This window comes from Streptomyces sp. NPDC058663, assembly GCF_042716745.1.
GTDB lineage: Bacteria > Actinomycetota > Actinomycetes > Streptomycetales > Streptomycetaceae > Streptomyces.
This window is the reverse complement of the sequence record NZ_JBHXRV010000027.1, coordinates 92,423-118,545: the sequence shown is the minus strand read 5'-3', so window position 1 is coordinate 118,545 and position 26,123 is coordinate 92,423. Positions and strand designations below refer to the sequence as shown.

Here is a 26,123-nt window from a genome sequence, read left to right as displayed (position 1 = left end):
GGCAGCACCGGGCCCCGCGCCGCCGCGAGCGCGAAGGACGCGGGCCGGCCCGCGTCCGGTGAGCCGAACCGACATCCGACAGGGGGCCGATCGTGACGATCTTGGAAGGTATCCGGGGTCCGCGGGACCTGAAGGCGCTGGACGCGCACGAGCTCGTCGCGCTGGCCGGGGAGATCCGGCAGTTCCTGATCGACGCCGTGGCCAGGACCGGCGGCCATCTCGGCCCCAACCTCGGCGTGGTGGAGCTGACCCTCGCGCTGCACCGCGTCTTCGATTCACCGGCGGACCGCATCCTCTGGGACACCGGCCACCAGAGCTATGTGCACAAGCTCCTGACCGGCCGCCAGGACTTCTCGAAGCTGCGCGGCAAGGGCGGACTCTCCGGCTACCCCTCCCGCGCCGAGTCCGTGCACGACGTCATCGAGAACAGCCACGCCTCCACCGTGCTCGGCTGGGCGGACGGCCTCGCCAAGGCCAACCAGATCCTGGGGCGCCCCGACCACGTCGTCGCCGTCATCGGGGACGGGGCACTGACCGGCGGCATGGCCTGGGAAGCACTCAACAACATCGCCGCCGCCGGGGACCGCCCCCTGATCATCGTCGTCAACGACAACGCACGGTCCTACGCCCCCACCATCGGCGGCCTCGCCGACCACCTCGCCACGCTGCGCACCACCGACGGCTACGAGCGCTTCCTGGCCTGGGGCAAGGGCGTGCTGCAGCGCACCCCCGTCGTCGGCCGGCCGCTGTACGAGTCCCTGCACGGCGCCAAGAAGGGCTTCAAGGACGCCTTCGCCCCGCAGGGCATGTTCGAGGACCTCGGGCTCAAGTACGTCGGGCCGATCGACGGGCACGACGTGGCGGCGGTGGAGTCCGCGCTGCGCAGGGCGGGGCGCTTCCACGGCCCCGTACTGGTGCACTGCCTCACCCAGAAGGGGCGCGGGTACGCCTTCGCCGAGCAGGACGAGGCGGACCGGTTCCACGCGGTCGGCGCCATGGACCCGCTGACCTGCGCACCCCTGGTTCCTACGGACGGGCCCTCGTGGACCTCGGTGTTCGGGGAGGAGATGGTCCGGCTGGGGGCGGAGCGGCCGGACGTCGTGGCACTCACGGCGGCCATGCTGCACCCGGTCGGCCTGACCGGATTCGCCGAGGCGTACCCCGACCGGGTCTGGGACGTCGGGATCGCCGAACAGCACGGGGCGGTGTCCGCCGCCGGACTCGCCACCGGCGGGCTGCACCCCGTCTTCGCGGTGTACGCGACCTTCCTCAACCGGGCCTTCGACCAGGTGCTGATGGACGTGGCACTGCACCGGTGCGGCGTCACCTTCGTCCTGGACCGGGCCGGGGTCACCGGCACGGACGGGGCGTCGCACAACGGAATGTGGGACATGTCGATTCTCCAGGTGGTTCCCGGGTTGCGGATCGCCGCGCCCCGCGACGCCGCACAGCTGCGGGCACAGCTGCGCGAAGCGGTCGCGGTGGACGACGCGCCGACCGTGGTGCGCTTCCCCAAGGAGTCGGTGGGCCCCGAGTACCCGGCCCTGGAGCGGGTCGGCGGACTCGACGTACTGCACCGCGACGAGGACCCCGAGGTGCTCCTGGTGTCCGTGGGGGCCTTCGCGGGCGTCTGTCTGCAGACCGCCTCGCTGCTGGGGGAGCGGGGCGTACGGTGCACGGTGGTGGACCCGCGCTGGGTCAAGCCCGTGGACCCGGCGCTGCCGCCGCTCGCGGCCCTGCACTCGCTGGTCGCGGTCGTCGAGGACAACTCCACCGCCGCCGGGGTCGGTTCCGCGGTCGGGCAGGCACTGCGCGAGGCCGCCGTCGACGTGCCTCTGCGGACGTTCGGGATTCCGGAGCGGTTCCTCGCGCACGCCAAACGGAGCGAGGTACTGGCCGACATCGGGCTGACACCCGTCGAGATCGCCGGGCGGATCGGGGCCGCACTGGCCCCCTACCGGTCGAACCGAGCCGTTCGGAAGGAGAGTGGTCAGGGATGACCGAGGACGCGCCCGAGCACGTCGTGGACACCGGAGAGCCGGCCGTGGGGGAGCGGGCCCCCGGAGGAGGGGCCGCGGGCCGGGGCTCAGGGGCGGCCCGCGGCTTCGACCTGGCCGGCCTGCTCGCCGCCCGCGGCGCGGAGCGGTACGAGCTGCACACGCGGTACCTCAACCACCAGCTGCCGCGGATGCTGCACACCCTCGGCTTCGACCGGGTGTACGAAAGGGCCGAGGGCGCCTACTTCTGGGACGCCGAGGGCAACGACTACCTCGACATGCTCGCCGGGTTCGGGGTGATGGGGCTCGGCCGCCACCACCCCGTCGTCCGCCAGGCGCTGCACGACGTGCTCGACGCCTCGCTCGCGGACCTGACCCGCTTCGACTGCCAGCCGCTGCCCGGCCTCCTCGCCGAGAAGCTCCTGGCCCACAGCCCGCACCTGGACCGGGTGTTCTTCGGCAACAGCGGCACGGAGGCGGTGGAGACCGCGCTCAAGTTCGCCAGGTACGCCACCGGGAAGCCCCGCGTCCTGTACTGCGCGCACGCCTTCCACGGGCTGACGACCGGCTCCCTGTCGGTCAACGGCGAGAGCGGGTTCCGTGACGGCTTCGCCCCGCTGCTGCCCGACACCGCGATCGAACTGGGCGATCTGGCCGCGCTGGAACGGGAACTGGCGCGCGGTGACGTGGCCGCGTTCGTCGTCGAGCCGATCCAGGGCAAGGGGGTGCACCCGAGTCCGCCCGGGTTCCTGCGTGCCGCCCAGGAACTCCTGCACCGGCACAAGGCACTGCTGATCGCCGACGAGGTGCAGACCGGCCTGGGGCGGACCGGCGACTTCTACGCCTACCAGCACGAGGCCGGCGTGGAGCCGGACCTGGTGTGCGTCGCGAAGGCCCTGTCCGGCGGCTACGTTCCCGTCGGCGCCACGCTCGGCAAGGACTGGATCTTCAAGAAGGTGTATTCATCGATGGACCGGGTGCTGGTCCACTCGGCCAGCTTCGGGTCCAACGCACAGGCCATGGCCGCCGGGCTCGCCGTGCTCTCCGTGATGGAGGACGAGGACGTCGTCGCCAACGCCCGGCGGACCGGCGACCTGCTCAGGGCGCGGCTGAGCGAGCTGGTCGGGAAGTACGAGCTGCTGCACGACGTGCGCGGGCGTGGGCTCATGATCGGCATCGAGTTCGGCCGGCCGCAGTCGCTGGGGCTGCGCAGTCGGTGGACCGTGCTCCAGGCCGCGCGCAAGGGGCTCTTCGCACAGATGGTGGTGGTACCGCTGCTGCAGAAGCACCGAATCCTGACCCAGGTCTCCGGCGACCACCTCGAAGTGATCAAGCTGATCCCACCGCTGACGGTGGGGGAGAAGGAGGTCGACCGCTTCGTGGCGGCCTTCACCGCGGTGATGGACGACGCGCACAGCGGCGGGGGACTGATGTGGGACTTCAGCAGGACCCTGGTCAAGCAGGCGGTGCTCCACCGGTAGCAGGGGACGCACTCCTTGGGTTTTTGCCTCTGGGGCAAGTCAGTTGCCTCAGAGGCAACCCCTCTGGCCCAATGGACGTATGACGCCACGCCTCGAAGAGGCCGCCGAGGGCTCGGGGGAGCTGCCATCGGTCGCCCCCCACCTGCGGGAACTCCGCCGCCGCAGCGGTTTCACGCTGGAGGCCGCCGCCCGCCGCGCAGGGCTCTCGCCCGCCCATCTCTCGCGGCTGGAGACCGGACAGCGGCAGCCCTCGCTGCCGATGCTGCTGGCGCTGGCCCGTATCTACGGTACGACCGTCTCCGAGGTGCTCGGCGAGAGCACCGGCGAGCGGGACGCCGTCCTGCGGGCCGGGGAGATGAGCGCGCGCGAGGCGGACGGCTGGACCTACCGGCAGGCGGGCGGCTCAGGCCGGGCCATGCAGGCCCTGCGCGTCCATGTGCCGCACGCCGCGCAGCAGGACCTCGTCCGGGTCCATCCCGGTGAGGAGTGGCTGTACGTCCTGGAAGGGCGGCTGCGGCTGGTCCTGGGGGAGAGTGTCCATCTGCTGGACGCGGGCGACAGCGCCCACTTCGACTCGCTCACCCCGCACCGGATCACCGCGGTGAACCCGGGCGGGGCCGAGCTGCTTTTCGTCCACACGCTGATGCAGAGCACCGCTGCCGGTCTCTGCCTGCCCCAGGAGTCATGAGATGGCGGAGCTCACCGAAGCGCAGACTGCCGCGATGGCCGCGATCGCCAGGGCGGCCGACGACATGGCCTCCTCCGGCGGGTCCGACAGCAGGAAGGCCGACTGGAACGACGGAGCAGGCCGCTCCCCGGTTCTCGGCTTCGTGGAGGACCGGGCGCCGCGCGGCCTCGTCCTGAGGGTGTTCCTGTACGTCGCCGTCGGCCACGTCTTCGCGGCCTTCATCTACCTGCTCTTCACGCTCGGCGGCAAAGGCTGACCGGGCCGGGCCGATCGGGCCGGGGGCCGGGCGGGCCGGGGCTGCCCGGGACCACGCCCGGCCGGCCCCGGGGCGGGACCGCGACCGCACCCAGGGCGTTAGTGGGACCGCGACCGCACCCAGGGCGTTATACGGTCAGCCGCTCGCGCAGTGCCTCGCGCGTGGCGGCGCTGAGCCCCAGGCCCTGGGTCAGGTACGTCTCCGTGTCGCCCCAGGTCTCCTCGATGGAGGCGAAGGCGGCGTCGAGATAGCTGGCGCGGGCGTCGAAGAGCGGGCCCAGCAGCGCCATCACCTCGTCGTTCATCGCCTCCGGGGAGCTGCTGCTGCGGTGCACCCTGTAGCGGCGGTGCGGGTCGTTCGACTTCAGGTAGTCGGCGGTGATCGCCTCGCGCTCGACGCCCACCGCGAGCAGCGTCACCGCGACCGACAGGCCCGCCCGGTCCTTGCCCGCGGCGCAGTGCATCAGCGCGGGGACACTGTCCTCGGCGAGCGCGTGCAGCACCCGGCTGTGCTCGGCGGTGCGCTCCTTGATCATCCGGTGGTAGGACTCGGTCATCCGGTCCGCGGCCCTGCCGTCGCCGAGGATGCCCCGGAGCTGTTCTATGTTCCCGTCGCGCACCATCCGCCAGAACTCGGCTCCGTCCGCCGGGTCGCTGAGCGGGATGTTCAGGTTCCGCACGCCGGTGAGCTCGACGTCCGGGCCCTCCATCTTCTGGTCCGCGGCATTGCGGAAGTCGAAGATCGTGTGCAGACCGAGGGAGTGCAGGAACTCGGTGTCGGTCCCGGTGGCGTGCGCCAGGTGGCCACTGCGGAACAGCCTCCCGTACCGCGTCCGCCGCCCGTCCGCGGTGGGCAGACCGCCCACGTCACGGAAGTTCCGCACCCCCGCGAGCACGGGCTCCGCATCGGTGGACGTCGAAGGGGCGGGGACCTGCGGCACCTGCTGCGTCACGAGTGCTCCTCTGGGGTCGTTCGCCGGCCGGCGGTGGCCGGGCGGGGGGCGCGTTTTCGACGATACGACATGGGTCAGACACAGCCGCCCCGGTGACCGACTTGGTGCGTTTGTCGCCTCTACGGCCGTTTGCGGGGGCGATACGGAGAGCCGAGTGAGCAGAATCATAGGCACGGCGGGGCCTCCTGGTGCCGAGGCGTCAGAAGGCAGGCCAGGTACGGAAATCGGGCCGCGGGACGCCGGTGCCCCGGGCGGAAAATCGTGAAGAAGAGGTGCGCACGGCAAGGAGAAGAAGGGAACGGCTTGTTCCGGCGGACCGCACTCGCTTACGGTCACCGTCAATCCGGGTGGACCGCCGAATCCTGCCACCTCCCGGAATCCGCACCCATATTTCTTCGTGTGGCAGGAGCGGGGGACCCAGGTAGTACGCCGGCACCGGAAGACGCGAGTCGACCGGTACGGCTAGGGGTGAAGCCGCGCTCGACAGAGCGCGACCGGGCATCTCCAGCCCGAACCCGACAGCTCACCTCGCAGGCGCCGGAGAGGAAATCGTCATGCCTGCAAAGGGTAAGCACCGCCGCCCGAAGTCCAGTTCCACGCTCACCCGCGGTTTCGTCGCCGCCGGTACGGGTGGTGCCGCACTGGCCCTGCCGCTGATCGGCGCCACCGGGGCGCAGGCCGCGCAGCCCGCCTCGGCCCCGGCCGTCGCACCGGGTCACGCGGGCCCGTCGGAGGCCCAGCAGGCCCCGAAGATCCAGCTTCCCCAGCAGCGGACCGCCGAGCGCGCCGCGGCCCCCACGACGGACACCGCCCGCGCGGCCACCCGTACGTACTCCGTGGTCTCGGGCGACCACCTGTCGAAGATCGCCGCCGCCGAGCAGGTCCGCGGCGGCTGGCAGAAGCTCTACGAGGACAACCGGTCGGTCGTCGGCGGCGACCCCTCGCTCATCCACCCCGGCATGAAGCTCTCCATAGGCGCCAAGGCCTCCGGCGCCAAGGCGGCCCCTGCCGCGAAGCCCCAGGCCGCACCCGCCGAGCGCAAGGCCTCCGAGCGCAAGGCCGAGCGCACCGAGGTCCGCACGGAAAAGCGGGCCGAGAAGCGCGAGCAGCGTACGGAGAAGCGCGAGCAGCGCACCGAGCGGCGCAGCGAGTCCCGCGCGCAGTCGGCGAGCTCCGGCTCCAGCTCCGGCTTCACCGCCCCCGTGCCCTCCGGCGTCTCCACCCCCTACCGCGCCTCCGGTGGCAGCTGGTCCAGCGGCTACCACACCGGCGTCGACTTCCGCGCCTCCTCGGGCACGTCGGTCAAGGCCGTCGGTCCGGGCACCGTCGTCTCCGCCGGCTGGTCCGGTTCGTACGGAAACGAGGTCGTCATCCGGCACAACGACGGCCACTACTCGCAGTACGCCCACCTCTCCGCCCTGAACGTCCGCTCCGGCCAGAGCGTCTCCGGCGGCCAGCAGATCGGCTACTCCGGATCCACCGGAAACTCCACAGGGCCGCACCTGCACTTCGAGATCCGCACCGGCCCCGGCTACGGCTCGGACGTCGACCCGCTGAACTACCTGCGACGGAACGGCGTCTCGATCTGACGCGGACAGAGGCCCGCCCGGCCTGAGGACGGGCCCGCGCCACGCTTCTTCCGCCCGCCCCCGTACCGGCACCGGTACGGGGGCGGGCCGCGTCCGCAGCCCGCCCCCGTATTCCGGGCTTGGACGAATCTTGACCGGTGGCATATCTCACCCTCCGTCACCCCCTCCCTACGGTGGCGTAGGTCACTTGCGGAAGTGGAGGATGTGTCGACGTGGCAGACGATTCGATTTCATTCAGCGCAGGCACCATCGGGTCGTACGCGGCGATCGGGGACAGCTTCACCGAAGGGGTCGGCGACCCCGGGCCCGACGGCGCGTACCTCGGCTGGGCCGACCGACTGGCCGTCCTCCTGGACGACCGGGTACCCGAGCACACCTTCCGGTACGCAAATCTCGCCGTACGGGGCAAACTTCTCGACCAGATCGTCGCCGACCAGGTCCCCAGGGCCCGGCAGCTCGCCCCCGACCTGGTCAGCTTCTGTGCGGGCGGCAACGACATCATCCGTCCTGGCAGCGACCCCGACGACGTGGCCGAGCGGTTCGAGAGGGCCGTCGCCGACCTGACCTCCGCCGTCGGCACGGTCATGGTGACCACCGGCTTCGACACCCGGGGCGTCCCGGTGCTGCGCCATCTGCGCGGCAAGGTCGCCACCTACTCGGCGCACGTGCGGGCCATCGCCGACAGGTACGACTGCCCCGTCCTGGACCTGTGGTCGCTCAGGTCCGTGCAGGACCGGCGCGCCTGGGACGGCGACCGGCTTCACCTCTCGCCCGAGGGCCACACCCGGGTCGCCCTGCGGGCCGCCCAGGTCCTCGGCCTGGAGATCCCCGCCGACCCGGACGAGCCCTGGCCGCTGCTGCCCCCGCGCGGCACCCTGGAGGCGCGCCGCGACAACATCCAGTGGGCACGCGAACACCTCGTGCCGTGGATCGGCAGGCGGCTGCGCGGCGAGAGCTCGGGCGACCACGTGGCGGCCAAGCGGCCCGACCTGCTGCCTCTCTGAGGAACCGTCAGCCGGACAGCTCCGCGGCGCCGATGAGGGACGTGTTCCCGTCGACGGTGCAGGCGTAGGCCCCGGCCCGCGCGCCGAGCGCGGCACACTCCTCCAGACTCCGGCCGGCGAGCCGCCCGTACAGGAAGCCGGAGACATAGGCGTCGCCCGCACCGTTGGAGTCCACCACCGGGGCGGGCGGGACCGTCGCCGGGACATGGCGCGGCGTGCTGCCCGTGTCAGGGGTCAGCAGATACGAGCCGCCCGCCCCCGCCGTCGCCACCACGGCCCCGGCCCTGCCCTCGCGCAGAATCTCCCGCATCACCTCGCCGATCCGGGTCCCGGCGCCCGCCGCGCTCAGGAACACCAGGTCGGCCCGGAGCGCGAACGCCCGGTGGTGCTCGGCGACGCCGTCCCAGTCGTGCAGGTCCGTGGAGAACGGAACGCCGGACTCCACGAAGTCGTCCAGCAGATGCCGGGCGAAGCCCATGATCGACACATGGGCGTGCCGGGCACGGCGCAGGTGCGGCAGGAAGAAGTCGCGCGGCATCCGCAGGTCCCCGGGGTCACGGGCGTCGTAGAACGACATCCGGCGGCCCGCCGGATCCACCAGGTTGACGGCCCGCCGGGTGCCCGCCGCCGACACCAGGGCCTCGAAGTCGACATCGCCCTTGGCCATCCGCTCCCGTACCTGGCCACCGGTCCAGTCGTCACCGATGACGTCCAGGAACTTCACGTCCAGCCCCAGCGCCCGGCAGCCCAGCGCCACGTTGCCGCCCGTGTGGCCCGGCCACTCGCGGACGGGTGCCACCCCGACGGAGTCCGCGAGCGGCACCGGCAGCGCGTCGACCCGCACCACCGTGTCCACCCCGCTGCCGCCCACCACCAGGACGTCGTAACCGCCGCCGTCCCGCTGCCCGTTCTCCCCGGTCCGCCCCTGCTGTGCCACCGTGCTCCCCTTTCCCGTGCCCCGGCCCCCGACGGGCCCCAGTATGCGTGCCGGGCGGGCGCCCGGTCCGCCCCTCGGGGGTTGGTCCGCGAACTGAATACCGGCAGGTGAATTCCGCCCGGTGACGGGAGTGGCGCGGCCCGCCGGCCTGCGGGCACTGCTGGGATGTTCCCGCTCCGCCCACAGCCCGCCCGGCCGCCCCCCTCGGGCCTCCGGTCTTCGAAAGGACCCCCCGTGTCCGTACCTCCGCCCGTACTCTCCCGGGCGCTCGCCGCGGCCGCCCTCGCCGGTGGTCTGCTGGTGACGGCGGCCCCTCCGGCCTCCGCGCTGCCCGGCGTGGCACCCGGCGCCGTCGTTCAGGCCGCCCGGCCGGTCCCCTCCACCATCACCGTCACCGGTACCGGCGCGGCCTCCGCCGCACCGGACCTGGCGGTCGTCGGCATGGGAGCCGAGGCCACCGCCCCCACCACGAAGGCCGCGCTCGCCGCACAGACGAAGGCGGCCGGGGCGATGCTCGACGCCGTCCGCGCGCAGGGCGTCGCAGACCGCGACATCCGGACCGAAAGCCTCTCGCTCAGCCCCGTCCACGAGTACCGGGACAACGTCACCAAGCTGGTCGGCTACCAGGCCGCGCAGAACTTCTCGGTCAAGGTGCGCGACCTGGACCGCACCGGGGCCGTCGTCCAGGCGGCCACGGACGCGGCCGGCGACGCCGGGCGCATCCACTCCATCGCCTTCGACGTGGCCGACCCCACCCCGCTGCGCGCCGAGGCCCGCAGGGCGGCCCACCTCGACGCCCGCGCCAAGGCCGAACAGCACGCCGCCCTCAGTGGCCGCACGCTGGGCCGGCTCGTCTCGGTCACCGAAGCGGACAGCGGGCGCCCCAGCCCCTTGCCGATGCCTCCCGGGGCGGCAGCAGACAAGCCCCTGCCTGTCGCTCCCGGAGAGGTCAGGGAGGAGATCACGCTGACCGCGGTCTACGAACTGGACTGACCGGCACCGGCACGGCACGGCACGGCACGGACCGGACCGGACCGACCGGGCGGCACGGCCTGGACGGACAGGTGGGCAGGACGGAAATGCGCCGCCCAGACGCACGTGAAAGTGCGCGTACGGGCATACGCAAGGGCCCCGGCGCGTTGTCGTGGTGCGTCACCCCGATGCGCCGCGGACGGCCGGGGCTCCCTGCCGTCCGTCCCCGCGACGACGGCAGCTGTGCTGCTGCCGGTCATGGGCCCGTGTCCGCGGCGTAGCACAGGGTGCACATAATGGAATGAAGCCGAACCCCATGGAGGTGCCGTGACCAGTGCGGATTCCCCGCTGAAGCCGTTGCGGACAAGACTGCGCGAGCTTCGGACCGCCGCGTTCGGAGCCGACCCCGCGGGTGAGCGGATGGAGCGCATCCGCCGCTCACCGAACTTCGCCGACGGCGTCTTCCAGAACCCCGAGGGCACCCGGAGCAGGCCCAGCTCCAGTTCTACCCGCGAACTCCTGGCGACGTACTTCCGCAAGGAGGAGCGCGTCCTGCGCGCCCCCGCCGGCACCGTCCCGGTGCATGCCACCACGCTCGCCGACACCGCGAGGCCACCCGCCTCGGGCCTCCGCATCACCTGGATGGGCCATTCCTCGGTGCTCGCCGAGATCGACGGCAGCCGGGTGCTCTTCGACCCGGTCTGGGGCGAGCGCTGCTCCCCGTTCGACTTCGCAGGACCCAAGCGCCTGCACCCGGTGCCCGTGCCGCTCGCCTCGCTCGGCGAGGTGGACGTCGTCGTCATCTCGCACGACCACTACGACCACCTCGACCTGCCCACCATCAAGGCCCTGGCCCGGACGGGCACGCTCTTCGCCGTGCCCCTGGGCGTCGGCGCGCACCTGGAGCACTGGGGCGTCCCGCTGGACCGCATCCGCGAGCTCGACTGGAACGAGTCGACCGAGGTCGCCGGGCTCACCCTCACCGCGACCCCCGCCCGGCACTTCTGCGGGCGCGGCCTGCGCAACCAGCAGCACACCCTCTGGGCCTCCTGGGCCGTCGCGGGGCCCGAGCACCGCATCTACCACAGCGGCGACACGGGCTACTTCGAAGGGTTCCGGGACATCGGCGCCGCACACGGCCCGTTCGACGCCACGATGATCCAGATCGGCGCGTACAGCCCGCACTGGCCCGACATCCACATGACGCCCGAGGAAGGCCTGCGCGCCCACCTCGACCTCCAGGGCGGCAGCCCGCACGGCGTCCTGCTCCCCATCCACTGGGGCACCTTCAACCTCGCCCCGCACCCGTGGGCGGAGCCCGCCGAGTGGACGCGGGACGCGGCGCGGGACGCGGGGCAGGAAGTGGCGTTCCCCTGCCCGGGCCAGCCCTTCGAGCCCTCCGGGAAGCTGCCCCTGAGGCCCTGGTGGCGCAGCGTGTCGGCGCCGGTGAAACGTTACTGGCGCGGGGCCACGACGCCGGCGGACGTACTGCACGGGGCCCAGGTCCGGCTCGACCTCGCGCGGGAGCACTGAGCGGCCCCGGGCCGCGGTCCCGGGCACGGCCCCGCGGCCGTGCCCGGGACCGCGCACCGGACGAACTCCCGACATGAGCCCTTCGCACTCATGTGTGGCGGACGCTGCTGTTTCCGGGCGGGGCCCCGGCAAGTGAAAGAGTTCCATCAGTTTCGGTCGTTCCCGGTCTCCCGGGGGCGGCCGGTTTTCGTACCCCCGTACGACGCCTCATACCAGAGCGGGACCCCGCACGGGGAACTTTGGCAACTGCTCCTCACTCATGGAATGTTGCCGACTACTGTGAGTGCCCGGTGATCAACGGGGGCCCGCATCACCCGAGTTGAGCCCAGCCCTGATCCGGGCCGGAAACGGTGCGGAACAGGGTCCTTCGACCACAGGGCTCAGCCCCGCCGAATCCCTGGGGCCCCACGTACCGAGGACGCTGATGTCTCAACTTCGCGCACCCTCCGCGCGAGCAGACCGCCGCGAAGGCGGGCGGCACGGCCGGCCGGGGGCGCGCCCCCCGGTGCTGCCCGCTCCCGAGGCGCACGTACGTCCGCAGATGCTCCGCGCAGCCGTGCTTCCCGCGGTGGTGGTCGCCCTGAGCGGGGCCGGAGCGGTGCTCCACACCATGCGTTCGGCCGGCCTGCGGCCCACCCAGGGCCTGTGGGCGGGGCTCGCCGTGGCCGCCGTACTCGCCGCGCTAGCGGTCGGCACCGCGGCGCTCGCCGCCCACCGCACCGCCAGAACCGTGTTCGTACGGTGCAACGAACTGCGCCGCTCCAGCGCGCGCAGCCAGGACGAGCTGCGGGCCGTCGTGGACCGGCTGCGTCGCGGCGACAGCCCCGAGATACGGCGCACCGCACCCTCCGGGCTCACCCGTGAGGGTGACGAATTCGACCTTCTGGAACAGGAGTTGGGTCGGGCTCACGACGCGGCCGTGACCGCCGTCGTGCAGGCCTCCCAGTTCTCCAGCAGCGCGGGCACGGACCAGAAGGTCGAAGTGTTCGTCAACCTGGCCAGACGTCTCCAGTCGCTGGTGCACCGCGAGATCCAGCTGCTCGACGAGCTCGAGAACGAGGTCGAGGACCCCGACCTGCTCAAGGGCCTCTTCCAGGTCGACCACCTCGCCACCCGCATCCGCCGGCACGCCGAGAACCTCGCCGTGCTCGGCGGCGCGATCTCCCGGCGGCAGTGGAGCAATCCGGTCTCCATGAGCGAGGTCATGCGCTCCTCGATCGCCGAGGTCGAGCAGTACTCCCGGGTCAAACTCGTGCCACCGATCGACGGCACGCTGCGCGGCCACGCGGTCGCCGACATCATCCACCTGCTCGCCGAACTCGTCGAGAACGCGACGGTCTTCAGCGCCCCGCACACCACGGTGCTGCTGCGCGCCCAGTTCGTCACCGCGGGCCTGGCCATCGAGGTCGAGGACCGGGGCCTGGGCATGCCTGTCACCGAGCAGAACAAGATGAACGCACTGCTCGCGGACCCCGACCAGGTGAACGTCCAGCACCTGCTGCAGGACGGCCGGATCGGACTCTTCGTGGTGTCGGCCCTGGCCCGCAGACACGGCATCGCGGTCCGCCTCCAGAACAACATCTACGGCGGCGTCCAGGCCGTTCTCGTCCTCCCCGAGGGCCTGCTGGGCGACGACCACGACACCGCGGGCGCCGCCGTGCCGCGCCGGACGGGCGGCGCGGTGCACGGGGGAGTGCCCGCACAGCAGCAGGGCGGCCCGCCACCGATATCCGCGGCCGCACCCGGCCCGCGCCGGCCCGACGCGCCGGCACACACGCCCCCCGCGGAGCCGGCCGCGCACCCCGGCCAGGACCGGCCGCGGACCGCGCCTCCGGCGACCGGCACCACCCCGCTCCCGGTCCGCGGCGCACACGCCGCCCGCCCCACCCCGGCCGCCGCCGTCCCCGGCGTCACCCACGGGCCCACCACGCCCCCGCAGCGCGTGGTTCCCGCCGAACCCGTGCACAGCGCCGCACGGCCCGCCGTGGAGGGTTCCGTACGCGGGCGGGTCAGCAAGCCCCGCCTCCCCAAGCGGCGCAGCCAGGAAAACCTCGTACCCCAGCTGAAGGACGTCCCCGCCCCGCGCAAGGACGACGAACAGCCCGCCCTGCACGACCCCGGGCTGATGGCCGCCTTCCAGCGCGGCATCGGCCTCGCCGAAGCGGCGGACGTACGGACCGAGGAGTCCGCGCCGGGAACCGGCGGCCCGCAGCACCGTCCCGGCCCGGCCCGGCGGGACGGCCACGGCGGGCCGGGAACACCCGCGGAGCACACCGCCGCCGCCCGCCCCGACGACACGAACTTCCCCACCCCCAAGGAGTAGTCCCATGGTGAGCGATGCGCCGACCGGCCAGGCGGCCGACCTCGACTGGCTGCTGAGCGGCCTCGTCCAACGGGTGCCGTACACCCGCAGTGCCGTCCTGCTCTCCTCCGACGGGCTGGTCAAGTCCGTGCACGGTCTGGACACCGACAGTGCCGACCACATGGCCGCCCTCGCCTCCGGCCTGTATTCACTGGGCCGCAGCGCCGGCATGCGGTTCGGTGACGGCGGCGAGGTCAGGCAGGTGGTGGTCGAGCTGGACTCGACGCTGCTGTTCGTCTCGACGGCGGGCTCCGGCACCTTCCTGGCCGTGCTCGCGGGCCGCGAGGCCGACGCCGCCGTGCTCGGCTACGAGATGGCGATGCTGGTCAAGAGCGTCCGGCCGTATCTGGCGACGCCCGCACGGCAACGGGCGGGCAGTGCGCCGCACGCCCCGGGGCAGTGACCGTGGCGGCCCCGCAGGACGGGCCCTGGCTCGACGACGCGGCCGGCCGGCTGATCCGCCCGTACACCGTGAGCGACGGCCGCACCCGACCGACCGCCGAACTCGACCTGCTGACCCTGGTGATGGCCACCGGCACCACCCTTCCCGTGCACCTGGGACCCGAGCACGTCACCGCGCTCGGCCTGTGCGACAGCCCGCTGTCGGTGGCCGAGATCGCGGGGCATCTGAAGCTTCCCGCGGTCGTCACCAAGGTCGTGCTCTCCGACCTGGTGGACTGCGGCGCGGCCGTCACCCACGCACCTGTCCTCCCCCACACCCCGACCGACCGCGACTTGCTGGAGGCAGTGCTCGATGGTCTACGACGACAACTCTGACTACGGCGACTACGGCCCCGCATCCGGGCACAGCGGCGGCGGGGACCTGCCGGGCCCCGAGGTCTTCCCCACCGCACTCAAGATCCTCGTCGCGGGCGGCTTCGGCGTCGGCAAGACGACCTTCGTCGGCGCGGTCAGCGAGATCGACCCCCTCAGTACGGAGGAACTGCTCACCCAGGCGGGCGCCGACACCGACAGCCTGGAGGGCATCGAGAACAAGTCCATGACCACCGTCGCCATGGACTTCGGCCGGATGACCCTGGACGACCATCATGTGCTGTACCTCTTCGGCACCCCGGGCCAGGAACGCTTCTGGTTCATGTGGGACGAACTCTCCAAGGGGGCACTCGGCGCCGTCGTCCTCGCCGACACCCGCCGGCTGGAGGACTGCTTCGCCGCCGTGGACTTCTTCGAACAGCGCGGCATCGGATTCGTGGTCGCCGTCAACGAGTTCGACGGCTCCTTCCGGTACGAACCCGAAGAGGTGCGCGGGGCGCTCGACCTCAGCCCCCGGATCCCGGTGGTGATCTGCGACGCCCGGCTCGCCAGCTCCGGCATCGCCACCCTGGTCACCCTCGTCAAGCACCTCCTCAGCAACGCGCCCGCCGTCCCCGCGGCCCACCCATGACGGGAGCTCCCCGATGACGTACGACAGGATCGGCCACCTGCTGCTCACCCCAGCCGACCGGGAAGGGCCCGAACGGGCGCGCAGGCTGCGGCAGCTCGGGGTCGGCGGGCAGCCGGACCCGATGCTCGACGCGTTCGCCGTCCGGCTCGCGGAGGCGGTCGGCGCCCCGTACTCCATGGTCAACTTCATCGACGAGAACCGGCAGTTCTTCGCCGGACTGCACACCCCCTCGGGCACCCACTCCGGCAGCGACCTGGGGGCCGCGGCCGCCGCCGGGCGCATCGGCAGGGCGATGGCCAGGGACCACGGCTTCTGCCCGCACGTCGTCGCCCGCCGCAAGGCCCTCGTCCTGGAGGACGTCTGCGACTACCCGCGCTTCGCGGGCAACCCGGTCGTCGACGAGATCGGTATCCGCTCCTACCTCGGCGCCCCGCTCATCGACGGCTCCGGCATCGCACTCGGCGCGATCTGCGTCGTGGACACCACGCCCCGGCAGTGGGGGCGGCAGGGCCTGGAGACCATCAAGGCGATGGCCGCCGAACTGATGACCGAGATCGCGCGGCGGGAGGAGGGCGGCACCCGGGGCGGCGATCCGCAACGGGACCGGCCGTGACCCGGTCCATGCGGACCTGACCGCCGCACTGGACGGCCAGGTCCGACGCGGTTGTCGGTGCCGGCCCGTACGGTTTTCGCATGACCACTGCCGAGGACGTACGCACGGTGGCGCTCGCCCTGCCCGACGCGACGGAGAAGCTCGCGTGGGGCGAGCCGACCTTCCGGGTCGCCGGGAAGATCTTCGCCGCGCTGGGCGACGACGACACCTCGATGGCCTTCAAGTGCCCGAGGGAGGAGCGGCCCGGGCTGATCGCGGCGGAACCGGAGAAGTTCTTCGTCCGCGAGGGCCACGACGACCACTACGACTGGCTGCGCGCCCACCTGGCCGCCGTGGAGGACGAGGAGGAACTCCGCGCCATCCTCCTCGACTCCTGGCGGCAGGCCGCCCCGCGCCGGCTGCTCGCCGCCCACCCGGAACTGGCCGCTCCGCCGGCGGAGCGGGGAGGGGCGGACGGCGGGACCTGACCCGCGTGCCCCAGGGCGTCCCGGATGGCCGGGGGGTCCGGCCCGCCCGGTACGTTCTCTACGTCCGGGTGTTCAGGAACGAGGCAATCCGTTCCCGCAGCGAAGCCGGGTCGAGGCCGTGCGCGGTCAGGTGCTCCTCCATGGCGCCGTAGCGCCGCAACTCGCGCCGTGCCACGCCCAGCCCGAGGACCCGGTGCGGCAGGTCGGCGAGCGCGTCGTTGGCCTCGGCGGTCGACGTGCCCGCGAGGTACGGCTCGACGAGCACCACGTCCGGATGCCCGGCGGCCCGCAGCGCCGCCCCGTCGAAGGGCCGCACGGTCGCCGCGTAGAGCACCGTCACATCGAGCCCTTCCACCGCCGCGAGGACCTGGTCGAGCATCGGTCCGACCGCGACGACGGTCCCGTCCCGGCCCTGCCGTACGGTGGCGAATCCCCCCTCGCCCCGTACCGGCACCGGCCGTGCGTTGCTCTGCAACGACAGCCGTACGTACACCCGGTCGTCCGCGGCGGCCACGGCGTGCCGCAGCAGAGTCTCCGCCTCGTCGGGATGGCCCGGCACGTGGACCGTCCAGCCGTCCAGAGTGTCCAGGAGAGCGACGTCCCCCGGCGCCATGTGGGTGAAGCCGCCCGCCGGCCAGTCGTAACTGGCGCCCGCGCTGACCAGCACACCGCCCACGTCCTGATGTCCGAAGTCCAGCTTCACCTGTTCGAAAGGACGCTCCACCAGGAAGCTCGCGAACGTATGCACCACCGGCCGCATCCCGGTGAGCGCCAGCCCGCCGCCGACACCGATCAGCAGCTGTTCCCTGATCCCGACGTTGATCACCCGCTCCGGATGGCTGCGCAGGGCGGGCGCGAAGCCGTCCGCGCTGATGTCGGCCAGGACGAGCGCCACCCTCGGATCCTCGTCCAGCAGCCGGTCGGTGGTCGCGATGAACCGGTCACGCATGGTGTCCATGACACATTCCTCTTTTCCGGGTCCGATGGCTCTTCAGTGGGACTGGTTCTTCGGTTCGACCCGGGCCACGACGGCCCGCGGGCGGCCCGGATGCGGTGCGGTGAACGCCGCGTACAGTGCCTCGTGGTTCCGCCCGTCCACCGTTTCCGCCGACCAGCCGGCCGCTTCGAACCGGGAGGCGATCCCGCCCGGCCAGCCGTGCGTGGCGGACGAGTTGTCGACCACCACCACGTTCAGCCGGTCGAGTCCGGCGGGCCCCGCGAAGGCGAGCGCCTCGTGATTGCTGCCCTCGTCCAGTTCGGCGTCCCCGACCAGGACCCACACCGCCGGCCCGGGGCGGCCCTGGGCCCGCAGCCCCAGCGCCGTGCCCACCGCCAGCGGCAGCCCGTGGCCGAGCGACCCGCTGCCGATCTCCACGCCGGGCACCAGCACCCGGTCCGGGTGGTGCCCGAGCGGCGAGTCGTACGCGCCGAAGCCCGGCAGCACCTCCTCACCGAAGAAGCCCTTGGCTGCCAGCACCGCGTAGTACGCCATCGGCCCGTGCCCCTTGGACAGCAGGAACCGGTCCCGCCCGGGATCCTCCGCCCCGGCGGGCGTGACCCGCAGCACCCGGTCGTAGAGCACCCACAGCACGTCCAGGGTCGAGGTGGCGGCAGGCCCGTGCTTCTCTGCCCCCGTCATCAGCCCCATCAGACGCCGCAGGTCAAGGTATCCGTACGCCGCCGGGCCTTCGGCACCGCGTGTCTGTCGCGTTGTTGTCGTCATGGGAACGACGGTGCAACGTCAACCCCACTTGAGGTCAAGGGGCGCCCGGCAAAGCCGTTCGCCACCACGTCTTGATGTGCGGTATTGTTCTCAAGCGCGCTCAGCCAGGGGAAAACCCCAGGTCAGGCGGGCATCGGGACGTGGCGCAGCTTGGTAGCGCACTTGACTGGGGGTCAAGGGGTCGCAGGTTCAAATCCTGTCGTCCCGACCAGCTTTCGGGCGGGTCGGAGGTCGTTTTCGCAAGCTTGCGAAGGCGGCCTTCCGTGTTTTCCGCCCAAGGACGCCCGGATGTCCCGGTGTTGGGCGCCACCCTTCGAAGGACCGCCGGGGCCGCGGGGCCAGGGCGGGCCGGTGCCGGTGCTCCCGGTGGCAGCGGTCCCGGCCGGACCGGGCACCGGGCGACCCGGACTGCGTACCGGTGGACGGAAAGCGGCACGTACTCTCGTTCGCACCCACGGACGTACCGCTGCGGCCGGGTCCTCACCTGCGGAGATGATCAGGCACATGTCGACGCACCCCGCCAGGAGCCTGAGCCGGGTGCTCGAGGACTTCGGCCCTGCCCTCCTCGATCTGCTGTACGGGGCTCCCGAGGCCGTCGGGGAGCTCGGCGGGGTCGGCATCCACGACCCGCACGACGAGCAGCACCACCCGCCGAACGCCCTCGTGCTCGGCGTCGGCGTGCACGGCACGGAGCAGATCGCGGGGCTTCTGCGGGACCTGCGGGGCCGGAGCGCCGCAGCCCTCGTCGTACGGGGCCCGGTGGCGGACGGGGGCGTCCTGGAGCCTGTCGTGGCCGAGACCGGGGTGGTGCTGCTCGGCCTGACCCGGGGTGCGTCCTGGGCCCAGCTCGCCGCGATGCTCCGCACCCTGCTCGCCGAGGGCGACGTCGGCGGGGCGGGGGAGCAGACCCTGGGCGGGGTGCCTTCCGGTGACCTCTTCGCCCTGGCCAACGCGATCGCCACGCTGCTGGACGCGCCCGTCACGATCGAGGACCGGCGCTTCCGCATCCTGGCCTTCTCCGGACGGCAGGACGAGGCGGACGCCGCCCGGGTGGCCAGCATCCTGGCCAGGCAGGTGCCCGAACGGTATCTGCGCATCCACGAGGAGGACGGGGTCTTCACCCGGCTCTACCGCACCGAGGGTCCCGTGCACATTCCGCCGCCGAGCCTCGGCGACGAGGTCGCGCTGGCGCGGGTGGCGATCGCGGTTCGGGCGGGGGACGAGATCCTGGGCTCGGTGTGGGCGGCGCTGCGCGAGCCCCTGACGCCCGAGCGGGAGCAGGCGTTCGAGGAGGCGGCGAAGCTCGTCGCGCTCCACATGCTGCGGTTCCGTGCGGGCGCCGACGCGGAGAACCGGCTGCGGGCGGACCTGGTGGCGACCGCGCTGGAGGGCGGTGCGGGCGCCGCCGGGGCACTGGGCCGGCTGGGGCTGGCGGACGAGCCGCTCCTGGTCATGGCGATGGGGCTCGGCCCCGGGTCCGGTGAACCGGGCGACAGGGCCGCGGCGGACGGCGACCACGCCGGGGCCGCCGCCGAGCGGCAGCGCCTCGCGAGCGCGCTGGCGGTGCACCTCGGCGCGGTCGGGCCGCGTGCGGCGGTCGCGCTGCTCGGCGAGGTGGCGTACGCGCTGTTCCCGGTGACCGCCGACCCTGCGGCCGCGCGGGAGCGGGCGGTCCAGGTGGCGTCGAACTTCCTGCGGCGTACGGGGGGCCGCGGCGGCGCCGTCATAGGGATCGGCTCCCTGGCCCCGGAGCCCGCCGCCCTGGCCAGGGCACGGGCCAACGCGGATCGTGCCCTGCGGGTGCTGTCGAGCGGCCGGGCGGGCGGACAGGTCGCCTCGATCGCCGATGTGTACACCGAGGCCCTGCTCATCGAGATGCGTGATCTCGCCGCGGCCCACCGCGACGAACTCTCCGGACCGCTCGCCAGGCTCGTGGCCTACGACACCGAGCACAACGCCCGCCTGGTCGAGACGCTGCGGGCCTGGCTGGACGCCTTCGGGGACGTGATCGCCGCGTCGAGAAGCCTGTTCGTCCACCCCAACACCTTCCGGTACCGCATTCGCCGGGTGTCCGAGGTGGGCGGGCTCGACCTGGGGGACCCTTCCGCACGGTTCGCGGCCATGCTGCAGCTGCGGCTGATGGGGCGGTACGACGATCCGGCCGGCGGACCCCGGACCGTGGCAGGGGACACCCGGCCGCACGGCTGACGGGGGAGGGGACCTGAGGCGGGTGCGGGCGCCGTCGGCGAGAGCGTCCCGGTGCGGTGCGGTGCGGTGCGGTGTTGTGCGGTGTTGTGCGGTGCGGGGGGTGCTGGGCGAGCCGCCGCAGCCCGCGATGGTGAGTGGCACCCGGCGAGTACGCGGCGTCGTCCACGACCCCGACCCCGATCCGCTTGCCCGCGAGCTCCAGCTTGCTCGCCGAGTGGGCTACGCGGAGGCGGCCCGGGTGCCGGCCGGCCCCGTCGCGGACCGGCCTGTCGCCCTGATCGCCGTGGTGATGACCCCGCCACGGACCGGCCCGTCGCCTCGACCGTTGTGGTGGTGTCCCCGTATCCACTCGGCACCTCAAGTCGTCCCAGGAGCCAAGCCGCAGGCGGCTTTTTCGTCCCCGGCAACCAACACGCACGGCCCTCGCCCTGCCTACGCTGCCTGTCTGTTCACCACACCCGGGGGCCTCCGCGCAGACCGGCTTCGGTCGGGGGCACGCGCCTCGCGGAGGTGGCCGCGGACTGCCAAGTGCCGGGAGCCGTGCCGGTGTTCCTGCCCGCCGGAGTGCGTCCGGCCCGTACGAGGGGATCCTCCGTGTCATACGACCTGCATCGGCACTCCGTCGTCGCCGATGCCCACAACGACCTTCTGATGGCCGTCGCCGCCCGGCCGCCGCACCGCTGGGGCAGCTTCTTCCGTGAACGCTGGTTGCCGCAGCTGCGCGAGGGCGGTATCCGCATCCAGGTCCTGCCCGTCTTCATCGACGACCAGTTCCGGCCCGAAGGAGCACTGCGGCAGACCCTTCGCATGATCGAGTGCGCCCACGTGCTGGCCGAGGAGAACGCGGACCGGGTCGCCCTGTGCCGGGACGGGGCCGACATCGACGCCGCCCTGGCCCAGGACCGGATCGCCCTCGTCCTCGCGCTGGAGAGCGCGCCCGGCGTCGACGCGTCCGTGGAACTGTTCTCCACGCTCTTCCGGCTGGGCGTACGCATCGCGTCGATCGCGCACTGGGGGCGCACTCCGCTCGCCGACGGCAGCCGCGAGGACGCGACCGGCAGCAGGCTCACCGCCCCGGGGGTGCGGGCCCTGGCCGAGATGGAACGCCTCGGCATCCTCTTCGACCTCTCCCATCTCAGTGCCACCGGCGTCGCCCACGTCCTGGAGATCGCCACCAAGCCCCTGCTCGCCACCCACTCCAACGCCCGGGCCCTGCGCGACCACCACCGCAACCTTACCGACGAACAGATCCGCGGGGTGGCCGCCACCGGTGGCGTCGTCTGTGTGAACTTCGTGCCGGACTTCCTCACCGACGACCGGGCGAAGGTGGGCGTCGAGCGGATCGTCGACCACATCGAGCACCTCGTCTCCGTCGCCGGCGCCGAACACGTCGGCCTCGGCTCGGACTTCGTGCAGGAGATCATGGCCGACCTCACCCCGCCCTGCTGCGAGCACCTCGACGACGAGGACCCGATGTTCGATTTCCCCGAGCTGGCGGGCCCGGCGGGCATGCCGCTGGTCACCGACGCGCTGGTGCGCCGGGGCCTGGCGGAGAAGGACATCCGGCAGATCCTCGGCGGAAACCTGCGGAGGGTCATGAGTACGCAGATGGGATGAGCGCCCGCGCCGGACCGTACGCGCCCTTGCACCCCCACACCTTTCTCCCCCCGGAGGCCCCACCATGCCCGTCGACCCCGTACCCCACGACCTCGCATCCCCCGAGGGCCTCGCATCCCCCGGCCGAGGTCTCCCCGGCCCCGCTCTCCCCGGCCTCGGCGCCATGCTCGCCGACCTCGAAGAGCTCGTGTGCTGCGAGTCCTTCTCCGCCGACCACGCGGCCGTGGCACGCAGCGCCCAGGTCGTCGCCGGGCAGGGGCACCGGCTGCTCGGCGCCCGGCCGGAATTCCTGGTGAGCGGGGGAGTGACCCACCTGCGCTGGACGTTCGGCACTCCGCGCGTCCTGCTCCTGGGCCACCACGACACCGTCTGGCCGACCGGTTCCCTCGCGACGCACCCCTGGTCCGTGCGGCAGGGCATCGCCCGGGGTCCCGGCGTCTTCGACATGAAGGCGGGGCTGGTCCAGATGTTCCACGCGCTGGCCTCCCTGCCCTCCCTCGACGGCCTATGCGTGCTGGTCACCGGCGACGAGGAGGTGGGGTCCGACACCTCGAGGCCGCTCATCGAAGCCGCCGCCCGCCAGTGCGGGGCCGCCCTCGTGCTGGAGGCGGCAGCCGCCGGCGGTGCCCTCAAGACCAGCCGCAAGGGCGTCTCGCACTACGAACTCACCGTCCACGGCCGGGCCGCCCACGCCGGACTCGAACCGGAGAAGGGCGTCAACGCGGGCAGGGAACTCGCCCACCAGCTCCTCGGCCTCGAAGACCTCGCCGCCACCGTCACCGCGCGCACCGGGCCGGGAACGACCGTCACGCCCACCCTGCTGTCGGCGGGCACCGCGACCAACACCGTGCCCGCCCGTGCCGAACTGAGCGTGGACGTACGGGTCCCCAGCAGCGCGGCCCAGAAAGCGGTCGACGACCTCATGCGGTCCCTGGAGCCCGGGCTCCCGGGAGCCCGGCTGGAGATCACCGGCGGCCCCAACCGCCCTCCGCTGGAGGCCGAGGCCTCCCGCGAGCTGTTCGACCTGGCCGCCTCGCTCGCCGCACCCCTCGGCATGGCGCCCCTCCGGCAGGCGGCCGTCGGCGGGGCGTCCGACGGCAACTACACCGCGGGCACCGGCTGCCGCACCCTCGACGGTCTGGGCGCCGTCGGGGACGGGGCCCACGCCGACCACGAACACGTCGAGACCACCACCATGCCGGAGCGCGCCCGGCTTCTTGCCCACCTCGTGGCAGCCCTGCGATGAACGGGCCCGACATCCGCGAACTCCGCACCATGGAGGAGTTCGACGACGTGTGCCGGCTCTACGCCGACATCTGGGGCACCGACCCCGCAAGCCCGATCGTGCCCGCCGAGATCATGCGGGCCCTCACGCACGCCGGGAACTACGCGGCCGGAGCCTACGAGGGCACCCGCCTGGTGGGCGCCTCCCTCGCCTTCTTCGCCGAGCCCGCGGGTACCACCCTGCACTCCCACATCACGGGCGCCACCGGTGGCAGGGGCACCGGAGTTGCCCTCAAATTCCACCAGCGGCAGTGGGCACTCGACCGCGGACTGAAGCGGATCACCTGGACGTACGACCCGCTCATCCGCCGCAACGCCCACTTCAACCTCACCAAACTCGGCGCGCGCCCCGAGCAGTACCTCCCGTCCTTCTACGGCGCCATGGACGACTCCATCAACGGCGGCGACGAATCCGACCGGGTCCTCGCCGTCTGGGACCTCGCCGCGCCCACGTCCCCGGGCCACGTCCCGGGTGTCGGCACGGCCCTGCCCGCCGACGTCGCGTACGGCGTCCGCGATGTCGAAGGCCGCCCCCAAGTCGGCCCGCTCGACGCGGAGTTCGTACTCATCGAACTGCCCGACGACATCGAGGCCCTGCGCCGCACCGACCCGCAGGCAGCCCGCGCGTGGCGGATCGCCGTCCGGCACACCCTCGGCGAACTCCTCGGCCGGGGCGCGCGGGTGGTCGGCCTGTACGACAGGCGCGGCTACCTCGTCCGGCACGCCACCGCCCCCTCCCCACCCGTTTCCATGCCCCGCACGTCCGCCCACCCCGGGAGCCACCCGTGACCAAGCCGAAGATCTCCGGCGTCGAACTGCGCCGGATCGCCATGCCCCTCGTCGCACCGTTCCGTACCTCGTTCGGCACCGAGACCAGCCGCGACGTGCTGCTGGTCCGGGTCGTCACCGCCGACGGCGAGGGCTGGGCCGAGTGCGCCGCCATGTCCGAGCCGCGCTACTGCAGCGAATACGTCGACGGGGCGCAGGACGTCCTGCGCAAGTTCCTCGTGCCCGCCCTGCCCAAGGAAGGGGCCGACGCGGCCGCGGTCGGCCGGGTGCTCGAACCGTTCACCGGACACCGCATGGCGAAGGCGGCACTGGAGACCGCCGTGCTCGACGCCCAGCTCCGCGCGCGGGGCGAGTCGTTCGGCTCCTACCTCGGAGCGGCGCGCGACCGGGTGCCCTGCGGAGTCTCCGTCGGCATCATGGACTCCGTACCCGAGCTCCTCGACGCCGTCGAGCGGTACGTCGCCGAGGGGTACGTCCGCATCAAGCTGAAGATCGAACCCGGCTGGGACCTGGCCCCGGTCCGCGCGGTCCGCGAACGGTTCGGCGACGACCTCCTCCTCCAGGTCGACGCCAACGCCGCCTACACCTTGGTGGACTCCGCACACCTCGCCAAGCTCGACCAGTTCGGGCTCCTGCTGATCGAGCAGCCGCTCGCCAACGACGACATGGTGCAGCACGCCCAGCTGGCGAAAATGCTGCGCACCCCGGTCTGCCTCGACGAGTCCATCGAGTCCGCCGCCCATGCCGCGGCGGCCATCTCGCTCGGCGCCTGTTCCGTCATCAACGTCAAGCCCGCCCGCGTCGGCGGCTACCTGGAGGCCCGCCGCATCCACGACCTGGCCCGCGCCCACGGCATTCCCGTCTGGTGCGGCGGCATGCTGGAAACCGGCATCGGCCGCGCCGCCAACGTCGCGCTCGCCGCCCTGCCCGGCTTCACCCTGCCCGGCGACACCTCCGGCTCGCACCGCTACTTCGCCACGGACATCACACCGCCGTTCGTCCTCAAGGACGGCCACCTGGACGTCCCCACCGGCCCGGGCCTCGGGGTCGCACCGCTCCCCGACCTCCTCGACGAGGTGACCACCTCCAGCGAGTGGATCCCCCTCTGACCGGAACACCGCGCCCTACGCCCGGACCGCGAAGCGGCGTACCCCGGCCACGATCTCCCCGTCGACCAACCCTGCCCCGGCCAGCACCTCCAAGTGCGCGTCGATCTCCAGGACCGCGAGCATCCGGTGCAGGTCGGGAAGCTCGTCGAGCCTGCGGCCGCGGCGGGTCCAGGGCAATGCCCGGGCCACTTCGAGGGCGGTGGCCGCCCCCGCACGGACCTCGCGGACCACCGCGTCGAGCCGTTCCTCGTGGTGGGCGAGGAGTTCGTCGACGCGGGTGTGCACGGTGGCGGTCACCGGACCGTGCGCGGGGAGCAGAGTTGCGTCCGGCAGCTCCCGTACCAGACGCAGGGACTGGAGGTAGGAGCGGAGCGGGGACTTCTCCGGTACGCATTCGAAACCGATCGAGGGCGTGATGTGCGGCAGCACGTGGTCCCCGGCGAAGAGCAGCCGGGCCGCCGGATCCCCGAAGACCACATGGCCCCGGGTGTGCCCCGGTGTGGCGAGAGTCGTCAGCAGACGGCCGGTGAGAGCGACCTGCTCGCCGTCGTCCAGCCAGGCGTCCGGCGGGCCCACCGGCATCGCCAGTTCCTCCGGTGTCACCGGCAGCGCGTCGACCCGGTCCGCCAGCTCCTTCGCCCCGCAGGCCCGCAGCTGCTCCACCTGCCGGGGGAAGGGGCCGTGGGTCAGGTCGAGACCCTCGATGGAGTGCCGCTCGCCGCGCCCGATGCGCACCCGGGCGCCGAGTGATTCCCGCAGGGCGAGTGCCTGGGTGTAGTGGTCCCAGTGGGCGTGGGTCACCAGGATCTGGGAGAGGTCCGCGAGCCGGTGGCCGAGCGAGTGCAGCGCTTCCCCGAGCGCCTCGCGCGTCCGCGGGCCCGCCCAGCCGGAGTCGATCAGGACCAGCCCCTGCGGGTCCTCGATCAGATAGACGTTGACCGCCGTGAGCGCCGCGTCGGGGAGCGGGAGCGGGATGCGGTAGACCCCCTCGCTCACCCGGTGGGCGCCGGGTTCGGTCCAGTCGTCGGGCTGGGCCGGGAGGGCCGGCAGAACATTCACCACGACATGCACCCCGTTCTTCCATGGCTTGTACAGGGACTTGTGAGCGTAGTGAAGTGCCGCCGAAGAGGCGCTGTT

At 72.7% G+C, this 26,123-nt stretch carries 24 protein-coding genes, 1 tRNA gene and 1 riboswitch; of the genes, 20 read left to right on the top strand and 5 right to left on the bottom strand.

All coding sequences use genetic code 11. The features are described 5' to 3' along the window. Positions 1-92: 92 nt before the first annotated feature. The 4 genes from dxs (at position 93) to ACFWVV_RS21015 (ending at position 4,422) form a co-directional block, all read left to right on the top strand. Positions 93-2,000 carry a 1-deoxy-D-xylulose-5-phosphate synthase gene (gene dxs, locus ACFWVV_RS21030; RefSeq protein ID WP_384353209.1) on the top strand — a complete coding sequence of 636 codons (1,908 nt, stop codon included), beginning with the start codon at positions 93-95 and terminating at the stop codon, positions 1,998-2,000. Continuing rightward, positions 1,997-3,478 carry an aspartate aminotransferase family protein gene (locus ACFWVV_RS21025; protein WP_384353212.1) on the top strand — a complete coding sequence of 494 codons (1,482 nt, stop codon included), beginning with the start codon at positions 1,997-1,999 and terminating at the stop codon, positions 3,476-3,478. Before dxs ends, ACFWVV_RS21025 begins: the two co-directional genes overlap by 4 nt. Positions 3,479-3,557: 79 nt before the next feature. Next, positions 3,558-4,166, top strand: a complete 609-nt coding sequence (locus ACFWVV_RS21020) for a helix-turn-helix domain-containing protein (protein ID WP_384353214.1) — start codon at positions 3,558-3,560, stop codon at positions 4,164-4,166. 1 nt (position 4,167) lies between these two features. Next, positions 4,168-4,422, top strand: a complete 255-nt coding sequence (locus ACFWVV_RS21015; protein ID WP_384353217.1) for a DUF6126 family protein — start codon at positions 4,168-4,170, stop codon at positions 4,420-4,422. Between the two features lie 127 nt (positions 4,423-4,549). On the opposite strand, the gene ACFWVV_RS21010 is transcribed toward ACFWVV_RS21015, so the two are convergent. Continuing rightward, positions 4,550-5,374: a tyrosine-protein phosphatase gene (locus ACFWVV_RS21010; RefSeq protein WP_384353220.1), complete on the bottom strand. Its 825-nt coding sequence runs from the start codon at positions 5,372-5,374 to the stop codon at positions 4,550-4,552. Between the two features lie 343 nt (positions 5,375-5,717). After that, positions 5,718-5,924, top strand: a riboswitch (cyclic di-AMP (ydaO/yuaA leader). 4 nt (positions 5,925-5,928) lie between these two features. Here ACFWVV_RS21010 and ACFWVV_RS21005 point away from each other — a divergent pair. Both ACFWVV_RS21005 and ACFWVV_RS21000 read left to right on the top strand, forming a co-directional pair. Further along, positions 5,929-6,963 (top strand): peptidoglycan DD-metalloendopeptidase family protein, encoded by a 1,035-nt coding sequence (locus ACFWVV_RS21005; protein ID WP_384353222.1) that lies wholly within the window; start codon positions 5,929-5,931, stop codon positions 6,961-6,963. A 212-nt stretch (positions 6,964-7,175) separates the two neighbouring features. After that, positions 7,176-7,967 (top strand): SGNH/GDSL hydrolase family protein, encoded by a 792-nt coding sequence (locus tag ACFWVV_RS21000; RefSeq protein ID WP_384353224.1) that lies wholly within the window; start codon positions 7,176-7,178, stop codon positions 7,965-7,967. 7 nt (positions 7,968-7,974) lie between these two features. Here the strand turns inward: ACFWVV_RS21000 and ACFWVV_RS20995 are convergent, their stop codons facing one another. After that, complete coding sequence (locus tag ACFWVV_RS20995) at positions 7,975-8,844, bottom strand: carbohydrate kinase family protein (protein WP_384353412.1); 870 nt, start codon at positions 8,842-8,844, stop codon at positions 7,975-7,977. Positions 8,845-9,138: 294 nt separating this feature from the next. Here ACFWVV_RS20995 and ACFWVV_RS20990 point away from each other — a divergent pair, with 294 nt between their 5' ends. From ACFWVV_RS20990 to ACFWVV_RS20955, 8 genes are all read left to right on the top strand, one after another. Continuing rightward, positions 9,139-9,897 (top strand): SIMPL domain-containing protein, encoded by a 759-nt coding sequence (locus tag ACFWVV_RS20990; RefSeq protein ID WP_384353227.1) that lies wholly within the window; start codon positions 9,139-9,141, stop codon positions 9,895-9,897. Positions 9,898-10,203: 306 nt separating this feature from the next. After that, a complete protein-coding gene (locus ACFWVV_RS20985) occupies positions 10,204-11,409 on the top strand; it encodes an MBL fold metallo-hydrolase (RefSeq protein WP_384353230.1) in 1,206 nt (401 codons plus the stop codon). A gap of 424 nt (positions 11,410-11,833) precedes the next feature. Beyond that, positions 11,834-13,732, top strand: coding sequence for an ATP-binding protein (locus ACFWVV_RS20980; protein WP_384353233.1), 1,899 nt, complete (start codon positions 11,834-11,836; stop codon positions 13,730-13,732). A gap of 4 nt (positions 13,733-13,736) precedes the next feature. Further along, the gene (locus tag ACFWVV_RS20975) at positions 13,737-14,174 is read left to right on the top strand and encodes a roadblock/LC7 domain-containing protein (protein ID WP_384353236.1); all 438 of its coding nucleotides are present in this window, start codon (positions 13,737-13,739) and stop codon (positions 14,172-14,174) included. A 2-nt stretch (positions 14,175-14,176) separates the two neighbouring features. Continuing rightward, entirely contained in the window at positions 14,177-14,548 is a 372-nt protein-coding gene (locus ACFWVV_RS20970) for a DUF742 domain-containing protein (RefSeq protein WP_384353239.1), read from the top strand. After that, on the top strand, positions 14,526-15,176 hold the full coding sequence (locus ACFWVV_RS20965) for an ATP/GTP-binding protein (RefSeq protein ID WP_384353242.1): 651 nt from the start codon (positions 14,526-14,528) through the stop codon (positions 15,174-15,176). Before ACFWVV_RS20970 ends, ACFWVV_RS20965 begins: the two co-directional genes overlap by 23 nt. Before the next feature lie 13 nt (positions 15,177-15,189). Further along, the gene (locus ACFWVV_RS20960; protein WP_384353244.1) at positions 15,190-15,789 is read left to right on the top strand and encodes a GAF domain-containing protein; all 600 of its coding nucleotides are present in this window, start codon (positions 15,190-15,192) and stop codon (positions 15,787-15,789) included. 80 nt (positions 15,790-15,869) lie between these two features. Further along, entirely contained in the window at positions 15,870-16,256 is a 387-nt protein-coding gene (locus tag ACFWVV_RS20955; protein WP_384353247.1) for an MmcQ/YjbR family DNA-binding protein, read from the top strand. A gap of 58 nt (positions 16,257-16,314) precedes the next feature. Here the strand turns inward: ACFWVV_RS20955 and ACFWVV_RS20950 are convergent, their stop codons facing one another. Both ACFWVV_RS20950 and ACFWVV_RS20945 read right to left on the bottom strand, forming a co-directional pair. After that, positions 16,315-17,214, bottom strand: a complete 900-nt coding sequence (locus ACFWVV_RS20950; protein ID WP_384353250.1) for a transketolase family protein — start codon at positions 17,212-17,214, stop codon at positions 16,315-16,317. 33 nt (positions 17,215-17,247) lie between these two features. Then, complete coding sequence (locus ACFWVV_RS20945; RefSeq protein ID WP_384353253.1) at positions 17,248-17,979, bottom strand: thiamine pyrophosphate-dependent enzyme; 732 nt, start codon at positions 17,977-17,979, stop codon at positions 17,248-17,250. Positions 17,980-18,113: 134 nt separating this feature from the next. On the opposite strand from ACFWVV_RS20945, the gene ACFWVV_RS20940 reads away from it, so the two are divergent. The 6 genes from ACFWVV_RS20940 (at position 18,114) to menC (ending at position 24,986) form a co-directional block, all read left to right on the top strand. Beyond that, a tRNA-Pro gene (locus ACFWVV_RS20940) sits at positions 18,114-18,190 on the top strand. A gap of 293 nt (positions 18,191-18,483) precedes the next feature. Continuing rightward, entirely contained in the window at positions 18,484-20,187 is a 1,704-nt protein-coding gene (locus ACFWVV_RS20935) for a PucR family transcriptional regulator (RefSeq protein WP_384353256.1), read from the top strand. A gap of 594 nt (positions 20,188-20,781) precedes the next feature. After that, entirely contained in the window at positions 20,782-21,804 is a 1,023-nt protein-coding gene (locus ACFWVV_RS20930; protein ID WP_384353259.1) for a dipeptidase, read from the top strand. Between the two features lie 163 nt (positions 21,805-21,967). Further along, positions 21,968-23,050, top strand: coding sequence for a M20/M25/M40 family metallo-hydrolase (locus tag ACFWVV_RS20925; RefSeq protein WP_384353415.1), 1,083 nt, complete (start codon positions 21,968-21,970; stop codon positions 23,048-23,050). Beyond that, positions 23,047-23,877 (top strand): GNAT family N-acetyltransferase, encoded by an 831-nt coding sequence (locus tag ACFWVV_RS20920; protein WP_384353262.1) that lies wholly within the window; start codon positions 23,047-23,049, stop codon positions 23,875-23,877. Before ACFWVV_RS20925 ends, ACFWVV_RS20920 begins: the two co-directional genes overlap by 4 nt. A gap of 41 nt (positions 23,878-23,918) precedes the next feature. Further along, on the top strand, positions 23,919-24,986 hold the full coding sequence (gene menC, locus ACFWVV_RS20915; protein ID WP_384353418.1) for an o-succinylbenzoate synthase: 1,068 nt from the start codon (positions 23,919-23,921) through the stop codon (positions 24,984-24,986). 15 nt (positions 24,987-25,001) lie between these two features. Here menC and ACFWVV_RS20910 read toward each other — a convergent pair whose 3' ends face one another. Further along, on the bottom strand, positions 25,002-26,048 hold the full coding sequence (locus ACFWVV_RS20910; RefSeq protein WP_384353265.1) for an MBL fold metallo-hydrolase: 1,047 nt from the start codon (positions 26,046-26,048) through the stop codon (positions 25,002-25,004). Positions 26,049-26,123 lie beyond the last annotated feature (75 nt).